The sequence below is a fragment of the Phytopseudomonas flavescens genome (assembly GCF_900100535.1).
In the GTDB taxonomy this organism is placed as follows: domain Bacteria; phylum Pseudomonadota; class Gammaproteobacteria; order Pseudomonadales; family Pseudomonadaceae; genus Aquipseudomonas; species Aquipseudomonas flavescens.
Genome location: NZ_FNDG01000039.1, coordinates 1 through 9,460, shown reverse-complemented (window position 1 = coordinate 9,460; position 9,460 = coordinate 1). Strand labels below are relative to the sequence as shown.

Here is a 9,460-nt window from a genome sequence, read left to right as displayed (position 1 = left end):
CGAGGACGGCCGCCTGAGCGGCTTCGACGTCGACGGCGGCGATATCGTCGTCGAGGGTGCCGGCCTGAACGCCAGCAATGTCGACCAGTTCGAGCTGATCACCCGCAGCGCCCAGATCAATGCCGAGATCCACGCCAATCGCCTGAGCGTGGTGGCCGGGCGCAACGCGGTGGACGCCGAGACGCTGGAGGCCACGGCCAAGGCCGACGACGGCCGCGACAAGCCGCAGGTGGCCATCGACAGTTCGGCGCTGGGCGGCATGTACGCGGGGGCGATTCGCCTGGTGGGGACCGAGGCGGGGGTGGGGGTGAAGCTGGCGGGCGACCTGGCGGCCAGCGCCGGGGATATCCGCATCGGTGCCAATGGCCAGCTGACTGTCGCCAATGCCGCGGCCAGCGGGCAGATCGCCGTCCAGGCCGCGCAGGTGGAAACCCAGGGCCAGGTGTACGCCGGAACCCAGCTCGATGTTCGGGCCCAGGGCAATCTGGCGAACCACGGCAGCCTGGCCGCTCGGGATCGAGTCGCGTTGAGCAGCGGGGCGACCCTCGAGACTCGGGGGCATGTCGAAGCCGGGGTCAATGCCGACAATAGCCGCAACAAGGCCGGCAGTGTCGAACTTGCCGGCCAGCAGGTGCGCAATGCCGGTAGCGTAGTCGCCAGTCGTGACGTGGACATCGATGCCAAAGGCGCGCTCGACAACCGTGACGGTCAATTGTTGGCCGAGGGCGATACGCGGGTCGAGGCCGGCCAGTTGAACAACCAGCAGGGTCGCATCGTCGCCGACGGGCGCGTCGACCTGGTCAGCGAGAAAATCGACAATGCGCAAGGGCGGGTCAGTGCCGGCGAGGGGCTGGAGATCCGTGCTACGCAACTGGCCCAGCAGGCCGGGGTGCTCAGCAGCGGGGGCCGGCTGAATATTGATCTCGCTGGCGGCCACCTGGACAACCGGGGGGGGCTGGTCAATGCCGAAAAGGCACTGCGTCTCGACAATGTAGGCCAGCTGAATAACGGTGGTGGCGAAATCTCCAGCCGGCAGAGCGTTCAACTGGCTGTCGCCGATCTGGACAACCAGCACGGCAAGCTGCTCGCCGAAACGACCCTGGCGCTGGCCGGCGAGAACCTGGACAACCGCTCCGGCCGGATCGCCGCCAACGGCGCTCTGAGCCTTGCCACCGATGGCATCGACAACCGGGGCGGCCGCCTCTCCGGCCAGTCGGGGGTGACCCTCGACACGACCTTCCTGGACAACGGCGACCACGGCCAACTGCTGGGCGCGCATCTGGCGTTGACCGCCGAACGCCTGTCCAACCGCAACCAGGGGCTGATCCATGGCGAGGGCAGCGTACTGGTGCGCGGTGCGTGGCTGGACAACAGCGACGCAGCACTGACCAGTGGCGGAGACCTGCGCGTCGAACTCGTCAGCCGGGCCGGGCAAAGCGAGCTCGATGGCCGTCTGCTCAACGCTGGCGGCCTGCTCGGCAGCGAGGGTGCGCTGAGTGTCAGCGCCGGGCGCCTCGACAATCGTCAGGGCGAGTTGTCCAGCGCCGCTGCGCTGACGGTCAACGCCCTGGGTAGCCTGGACAACCGGGACGGCCGCCTGCTCGGCGATAGCCTCGTGCAGTTGCGCAGCTCCGGGCTGGACAATGGCGAAGGCCTGATCTCGGCGGGCACCACGCTGGATCTCCTGGCGGGGCAGGTCGCCAACCGCGACGGCCGCATCCTGGCCACGCAATCACTGCTGTTGAGCGCCAGCGGCCTGGATCAGCAGGGCGGTGTGTTAGCCAGCCAGGGCAGCCTGAGCCTGGATCTGCACGGCGGTACCTTGAATAACGACGGCGGCCTGCTCAACGCCCCGGGCGCACTGGTATTGAACAACCTCGGCACGCTGAGCAATCGCGACGGGGAGATTTCCAGTCGCCAGGGCTTCACCCTGGCCGCGAGCACCCTGGACAACCAGGCTGGGCGGGTGCTTTCGGAGCAAAACCTGGCCCTGCGCATCCAGAGCCTGCTCGACAACCAGACCGGGCTGGTTCGCGCCAATGGCCTGGATCTGAGCGCGGCCCGGCTGGAAAACGCCGCTGGGCGCGTATCCAGCCGTGGCGACCTGGTCGCCGAGGTCGGCAGCCTGAATCAGGTTGCCGGCGAACTGCTGGCCGAAGGCGCACTGCGTGTCACCGGCGAGATACTGGACAATCGCAGCGGCCTGCTGGCCGCCAACGGCGGCCTGACCCTGAGGGTTGGCGAGATCGACAACCGTGGCGGGGAAATCTCCAGCCAGGCCAAGGCGACCCTCGACACGAGCCGCCTGGACAACAGCGACCACGGCCAACTGCTGGCCGCGCATCTGACGTTGACCGCCGAACGTCTGTTCAACCGCAACCAGGGCCTGATCTATGGCCGGGATGAAACACAGGTGCAAGGCGCCCACCTGGATAACACCGCCGGCACCCTGGCCAGCGACAAGCGCCTGACCCTCGAACTGACCGCCCGTGCCGGTGACCTCGAGCGCGACGGTCGCCTGGTCAATGACGCGGGGCTGGTGTCCAGTGAAGGCCGCCTGAGCCTCGGCACCGCCAGCCTGGACAACCGCCAGGGGCGGATCGAAGGCCAGGGTGCGACGACTGTCAGCAGCGGCGTGCTGGACAATACCCAGGGCAAGCTCATCGCTCTGGATCGCCTCGACCTCGTCGCCGAGCAGGTGAGCAATGGCCATGGCCGTATCGCCGCTACCGGTCCGCTGGTCCTGAGGGCCACGGGGCTCGACCAGCAAGGCGGCGAACTGTTCAGCCAGCACAGCCTGAGCCTGGATCTGGGCGGTGGCGCGCTGAACAACGACGCCGGCTTGCTCAACACTTCCGGGGTCCTGCTGCTGAGCAATCTTGGCGCCGTGCGCAACCGTGGCGGCGAAATTTCCAGCAGCGAAGGCTTTACCCTGGCGGCGGGCAGCCTGGACAACGACGGCGGCAAGCTGCTGTCCGCTAAAAAACTGACCCTGCGTGTTCAGGGGACCCTGTCCAACCTGGTCGGGCTGGTCAGCGCCAACGGCCTGGATCTCGCCGCCGCCCGCCTGGAGAACGGCGCCGGCCGTGTCTCCAGCCGCGGCGACCTGATCGCCGACGTCGGCAGCCTGAACCAGACCGCAGGCGAACTGCTGGCCGAAGGCACGCTGCATCTCACCGGGCAGACCCTGGACAACCGTGACGGCCTGCTGGCCGCCAATGGTGAGTTGCTTGTCGACGTCGCCGATATCGACAACCGTGGCGGGGAAATCTCCAGCCAGGCCAGGGCCAGCCTGGAAAGTCGTCGCCTCGACAACAGCGACGGCGGGCAACTGCTGGCCGCGCACCTGAATATCACCAGCGAGCGCCTGCTCAATCGCAACCAGGGCCTGATTTACGGCAGGGAAGAGGCCCGCCTGACGGGGGCTCGGCTGGACAATGGCGGCGGCAGCGCGATCAGCGATCAGGCGCTGCTGATCGAACTGGCAGCCCAGGCTGGCAACGCCGCCCTCGATGGTCGCCTGCTCAACAACGGCGGGCAGCTCGGCAGCGAAGGCAGCCTGACGCTCAGCGTCGAAGGGCTCGACAATACCCGGGGCAGTCTCTCCACTGCGGGCACCCTGCAACTGACCAGCCAGGGTCAGGTGCTCAACCAGGCTGGGCGCGTCCTCAGCGATGCCGGCCTGCTGTTGCGCAGTACCGGGCTGGACAACCGTAGCGGCCTGATCTCCGCCGCTGGCGTACTGAAGCTCGCTACCGGCGCCTTCGATAACAGCGACGGTCGCCTGAGCGGCGGTGCCGCGCTGCATCTGCAGGCGGGGCAGTTGAGCAATGCGCGCGGCCGCATCGCAGCGTCCGGGCCGCTGGTACTGCGTGCCAGCAGCCTGGCCCAGCAGGATGGCGAACTGTTCAGCCAGAGCAGCCTCGCTCTTGACCTGCAAGGCGGTGCCCTGAACAACGACGGCGGCTTCATCAACGCCCCGGGCGCGCTGTCGTTGAACAACCTCGGCGCGGTGAGCAACCGTGGCGGGGAAATCTCCAGCCGCAGCGGCTTCAGTCTGGCGGCGACAAGCCTGGACAATGCCGCCGGCAAGCTCATCAGCGAACAGGACCTGAGCGTCACGCTCGACGGCAGCCTGGACAACCGTGGCGGCAGCCTGGCGGGTCGTCAGGTCTATCTCGCCGCCGCCGCGCTGGACAACAGCGCTGACGGGTTGCTGCGTAGCCAGGCCGCTCTGGGTCTCGAGGTGAGCGGCGCAGTGGTCAACCGTGGTGGCTCCCTGCTCAGTGGCGCGCGGCTGGATCTACGGGCCGCTGGGCTCGATAACAGTGGCGGACAGATCGCCAGCCAGGGCGACCTGGTTGCCGAGATTGGTCAGTTGACCCAAGTGGACGGCGAACTGCTCGCCGAAGGCGCTCTGCAGCTCACCGGCGAGCGCCTGGACAACCAGCATGGCCTGATCGCCGCCAATGCCCAACTGAAGCTGACCGTGGACGAGGTCGACAACCGCGCGGGGGAAATCTCCAGCCGCGCCGGTGCGACCCTGCTCTCCACGACGCTGGACAACAGCGACGGCGGTCGCTTGCTGGCGGCACACCTGAACCTCACCGCCGGCCGCTTGCTCAACCGCAACCTGGGCCATGTCTATGGCAAGGACGGGCTCCGCCTGACGGGCGCCCACCTGGACAATGCTGGTGGCACTGTCGCCAGCGACACGGCTCTGCTGATCGCGCTCACCGCCCGCGCCGGCAACCCCGCCCACGATGGCCAACTGCTCAATGCCAAGGGCCTGCTCAGCAGCGAAGGCGTCCTGGAAGTCAACGCCGCCCGGATCGACAACACCCAGGGCGGCCTTTCCAGTGCCGGCGCCCTGCACATCACCAGCCAGGGTGTATTGAGCAATCAGCGCGGGCAGGTTCTCACCGATGCCGGCCTGATCCTGCGCAGTGCCGGGCTGGACAACCATCTCGGGCGGATGTCCGCCGTCCAGGCGCTGGAGCTGGTCACCGGTGCTTTCGACAATACTCAGGGCCGCCTGAGCGGCGGCGCCACACTCGATCTGCAAGCGGGTCAGGTTGATAACGCCCAGGGCCGTATCGCCAGCAGCGGTGCCTTGGTGGCCAGCCTTACGGGTTTGCAGCAGCAGGATGGCGAACTGTTCAGCCAGAGCCGCCTCGCTCTCGACCTCAACGGCGGCGCCCTGAACAACGACGGTGGCCTGTTGCATGCCCCCGGCCAACTGCTGTTGAACAACCTCGGCGCGGTGAGCAATCGGCAAGGCGAAATGTCCAGCAGCCAAGGCTTCGTCCTGGCCGCGCAAAGCCTGGACAACACCCAGGGCCGACTGTTGTCCGAACGGAACCTGAGCCTGCGTATCCAGGGTGTGCTCGACAACCTCGCCGGCTTGATCAGCGCCCAAGGCATCGATCTGCGTGCCGGTAGCCTGGCCAATGGGGGCGGCAGCCTGTTCGCCCGCAGCGACCTCGACATCGGCCTCAGCGGTACCCTGGACAATGCCGGTAAGGGCCTGATCCAGGGCGGCGGCGACCTGCTCATCGACAGCGCTGCGCTGGGCAACGCCGGCGGTACCCTGTTGGCCGGCAACGCCATGGGGCTGACCGTCAGCGGCGCCGTGGACAATCGCGACGCGGGCCTTATCAACAGCCAGGGTACCTTGACGCTGGACGCCGCTTCACTCGATTCCAGCCGCGGTGGTGAAGTCTCGGCCAAAGGCGACCTGGCGCTGACCCTTGGCCGCCTGACCCAGCAGCAAGGGACCTTGATCGGTGCAAGCGCCCTGACCCTCGACCTGCGCCAGGGCGAGCTGGATAACCAGCAAGGCCTGATCGCCAGCAACGGCCCGCTGACCCTCAGCAACCTGCGCGATCTCGACAACCGTGGCGGCGAGATTTCCAGCTTCGGCATACTGGCCCTGGCCGCCGCCAGCCTGGACAACCGTGGCGGACGCCTGATCAGCCGCGACTGGCTGCGCCTCGCGCTGGGCAACGGCGACAATCGTAGTGGTCTGCTTTCCGGCTGGCAGGGCCTGCGGCTGACCGGCACCGACCTCGACAACCGCCAGCTCGGCACCCTTTCCAGCCGCGATGGCGACCTTGACGTACAGCTCGCCGGCGCGCTGCTCAACAGCGGCGAAGGCGCCCTGGTGGCCGGTGGCCGCCTCGACGTCGCCGCTGCCAGCCTGGACAACAGCGACCGGGGTATCCTCTCAAGCGGCGCCGGTCAGCACCTGCGGAGCGCCCAGGATCTGGACAATCGCGGCGGGCAGATCGACGCCGCTCAGGCCCTGGTCATCGACGCCGGGCGCCTGAGCAATACGGCGGGGCTGCTGCTGGCCCTCCAGGATCTGACGTTCTCCGGCACCGAGCTGGACAATGCCGGTGGCCGCATCAGCGCCAGCGGCGCTACCCGTCTCGCCGTCGACGGCACGCTGGACAACGCGGCCGGGCAACTGGCCAGTGGCGGGCCGCTGCGCATCGACGCCGATGTGCTGAACAACCAGGGCGGTACCCTGGCCAGCCAGGGAAGCGCGACCCTCGGCGTCGCCAGCTTCGACAACAGTGACAAGGGCACCCTGGCCGCCAACGGCGCTCTCGAGGTCGACGCCAGCGGTGCCATCGACAACCATGGCGACGGCCTGATCTACAGCCGCGACGCCGGCGTCATCCTTGTCAGCGCTCGCCTGGACAACAGTGCCGGCGCCATCCAGGGGCAGAGCGACCTGACCCTCGACAGTCGCGGCGATGTGCTCAACCTCGGCGGCACCCTGCAGAGCCGCGCGGGCGCTGTCGAACTCAGCGCCGCCAGCCTCGACAACCGCCAGGGTACCCTCGCCAGCCTGGAAGGCTGGGTGCGCACCCGCCTGGACGGCTGGCTGCGCAACGGCGCCAGCGGGCAGGGCGGCCTGATCCAGGGCCAGCGCCTCGACCTGCTGGCCGCTGGCAACCTCGACAACACGGCCGGACGCATCCACGCCTTGGGCGGCGCGGCCACGCTACAGGCCGGCGCCTTCGATAACCAGGGCGGTGTGTTCTACGCCCAGGGCGATCTGTTGCTGAGTGGCGGCGACCTGGACAACCGTGGTGGCAAGGTGGGGGCGGCCGACATCACCCTGGAACACAGCGCCAGCGCTGTCCTGAGCAACCAGCAGGGTATCGTCGAAAGCCGTGGCGGCCTGCGGGTTCGGGGCGCGAACCTGAACAACCAGGGCGGCCAGTTGCGCGCCTTCGGTACCGGCGGCAGCACCTTCTTCGCCCTGGGCGGGCTGTTGGACAACCGGGGCGGCACCCTGGAAACCGCCAGCCACGACCTGACCCTGAGCCTAGGCAGCCTGGCCAACCAGGACGGTCAACTGATGCACGCCGGCGCTGGCGAGTTCGGTGTCGCCCTGGCACAGGTCGCCGGAGCGGGCGGCCGCTTCGTCACCCAGGGTGGGCTGACCCTCAAGGCCGATAGCTGGAGCAACGACAGCATCCTCCAGGCCGGGCACCTGACCCTCGAGGTCGGCAGCTTCGAGCAGACCGCCAGCGGGCAACTGCTGGCCACCCACTCCTTCAGCGGCAAGGGCGGCACCTGGGTCAACCACGGCCTGATCGCCAGCGACGGCAACCTCAGCCTCGACCTAAGCGGTAGCTACAGCGGCGATGGCCGCCTGAGCAGTCTCGGCGACCTCGACTTCAAGGCTGCCAGCCTGACCCTGCCGAACCTGGCCAGCATCACCGCCGGTGGTTCGGCCACCTTCGCGCTGGGCGGGGCACTGCTCAACCAGGGCCGTCTCACCGCAGCCGCCGAGCTGATCCTCAGCGCCGCCAGCCTGAGCAACCAGGGCACCCTGGGCAGTGCCGGGCGCCTGACCCTGACCACGCCCAGCCTGGTCAACGAGGATGGCCTGCTGTTCAGTGGCGCCGATATGGCGCTGTACGTCGATACCTTCAGCAACCGCTATGCGGATGTCTACAGCCTGGGTGACCTGTTCCTGGCCAGGGATGCCGCAGGCCAGCAGGCCAGTCATCTGGAAAACCTGTCCGCGACGCTGGAAGCGCTCGGCAATATGACACTGCAGGTCGGCATCCTCGACAACAAGCGTGATCACCTGCTTGTCGAGTCCGGCATCTACAGTGCTCGCATCGACGAACGTTTCTGTGTCCAGCCAGGCGTCGATTGCAGTGGCAAACGCAGCTCCTGGTTCGAAATCACGCAGCGTGACCGGTTGCAGGTCAGTGCTGCCAGTGCCATGTCCCAGATCGTAGCGGGTGGCGACCTGCGCATCGAAGGCGATGTACTGACGAACAGCAGCAGCCTGATCAGCGCTGGCGGCGACCTTTTCGGTGACCTTGGCCAACTGGATAACAGTGGAGTCGAGGAAGGTGAAATCGAAACCACGAGAATGTTCCGGCTCGTGCGGATGGATGGCAAATACATTGTCCGTCACCAGAACAATGCACGCTCATTCACTCAACAGTATTGGCATGAGAGTGACGGATACGATCCTCAACGTGTGGATGAGATTGCGGGCGCCATTGCTCGCATCATCAGCGACGGTGATTTCGAGCAAGAACTTCACAGCTACGGTAGCCGCAAGGTTCTGAGCAGCGGTGATCAACGTTATGCCGGTATCATCCAGGCGGGCGGCGATATCGCCATCAGCGCCACGCAAAGCATCGGCAACGGCGTAACGCGCCCAGCCTCGACGCATGCCATCAGCGGAAACCGCAGTGGATCGACTGACATCGACTCTGCCCCGTTTGTCTCGATCAGCCTCAACGCCCAACTCCCTCCCGACCTCGCCCAGCAGCAGGTCAACCCGCTGACCCTGCCGGGGTTCAGCCTGCCCAGTGGGCAGAACGGGCTGTTCCGCCTCAGCGGCCAGAGCGGCAGCGGCAGCCAGGTGCGCGAAGCCGCCTCCGGCCAGCAGTGGTCGCTGGCCAGCACCACCCTCGAGCAGATGCAGCGGCAAAGCGCTGGCGGTGGCGCCGAGGCAACGGCCGTGCAGATCGACCAGCCGGGCGGGCTGCAGGTCGGCGCCGCACAGCTGCAGACCAGCGAGCGTGAACAGGCCGGCCTGCCCGGCCAGTCCAGTGTCATCCAGCTCGGTGACCAGCCGCTCATCCAGGTGGCGCCCGGGCTGGTCGGTTCGACCATTGCCGGTGGTTCCTCGACCGATGTGCTGCTGGACGACACGGAGGTGAGCAGCGGGCCGCGTGAAACCGTTGACCGTGCCGCCATCGATGCCCTGTCCTCCACCGAGGTGACCATCGCCCCGGCGGGCAGCCAGGCTGGCGAGGCCGAGCAGCCCCCCCGCGCCCAGGGCTTGGCGGTCAGCCCGCTGGTACAACCGCACAAGTACCTGATCGAAACCAACCCGGCGCTGACCGAACTGAACCGCTTCCTCAGCTCCGACTACATGCTCGACCTGCTCGGTTACGACCCCGATCAGGCGCAG

General features: G+C 67.4%; 1 protein-coding gene. It reads left to right on the top strand.

What is annotated here, in order from left to right; translation table 11 throughout:
- The coding region (locus BLR94_RS26770) for a two-partner secretion domain-containing protein (RefSeq protein WP_090423779.1) at positions 1 to 9,460 on the top strand (9,460 nt) is incomplete at both ends.